Origin of the sequence: Micromonospora sp. DT48 (genome assembly GCF_049844495.1) — a bacterium.
GTDB lineage: Bacteria > Actinomycetota > Actinomycetes > Mycobacteriales > Micromonosporaceae > Micromonospora.
Map to the genome: position 1 here is coordinate 1 of NZ_JBNCLE010000053.1, position 1,186 is coordinate 1,186.

Annotated in this window: 1 protein-coding gene; it reads left to right on the top strand. The window is 70.3% G+C overall.

All coding sequences use genetic code 11. The features are described from left to right. Positions 1-1,186, top strand: a 1,186-nt coding sequence (locus tag ACLQ2S_RS27120; RefSeq protein ID WP_425703812.1) for an NF041680 family putative transposase, incomplete at both ends; no start/stop codon positions are given.

The following is a 1,186-nucleotide window of genomic DNA, read 5'->3' on the forward strand; positions in this document are numbered from 1 at the left end:
TGCATCGGTGTCTGACTGCCAGGGCTGATGCGTTGTTCGAGTTGGCTGATGCGGTGTTGTGTGCGGACGGGCCGGTACGGTCGTTGCCGGCGTTGTCGCTGGTGGCGGAGCACCGTCGTGGTCACGGGGCGTTGTACGACGCGTTGGGTGCTGGTCGGATCGATGTGCAGCGGTTGCGGACCGTGGTGGCGTCGATGCCGATTCCACGGGCCGCTGACGGGCGGATCGTCCTGGCGGTGGATGTGACCTGTTGGCTGCGGCCGGAAGCGCACACCGCGCCGGAGCGGATCCTGTGTCACACCTACGGTCGTGGTAAAGACCAGCACATCGGGGTGCCGGGCTGGCCGTACTCGTTCGTGGTGGCCCTGGAGTCGGGGCGAAGTTCGTGGACCGCGCCGCTGGACGCGATCCGGCTGGCCCCGGGCGCCGATCTGGCCGCGGTCACCGCCGAGCAGGTGCGTGCGGTGGTGGACCGGCTGATCACCGCCGGGCACTGGCAGTCCGGTGACCCGGCGGTCTGGGTGGTGACCGATGCCGGCTACGACGCGGCTCGGCTGGCCTGGCTGCTACGGGACCTGCCGGTACGCGTGCTGGCCCGGATGCGATCCGACCGGGTGCTGCGCCGCCCGCCGGGACCGTGGATACCGGGCCCCAGGTGCGGTCGGCCACCCCGGCATGGCAGCGAGTTCATCTTCGGCGACCCGGCCAGCTGGGGCACTCCGGACGTGACCACCGTGACCGAGACCCGCCTCTACGGCACCGCGACAGCCCGCGCCTGGCACCGGCTACACCCCAAGCTCACCCGCCGCGCGGCTTGGGCCGACTGCCCCGATCTGCCCATCCTGGAAGGCACTCTCATCCGCCTGGACGTGCAACGGCTGCCCTCCGGCGCGACCGCGAAGCCAGTCTGGCTGTGGTGGTTCACCGGCCTCGGCCACCAACCCAGCGACAACCCCACCCCGACCATCATCGATCTGCTGTGGCAGGCGTTCCTACGCCGTTTCGACATCGAACACACCTTCCGGCTACTCAAACAGACCCTCGGCTGGACGGTGCCGAAACTCCGCGACCCACACGCCGCCGACCGCTGGACCTGGCTGATCATCGCCGCCCACACCCAACTCCGGCTGGCCCGACCACTCGCCGCAGACCTGCGCCACCCGTGGGAACGACCCGCCCCACCCGA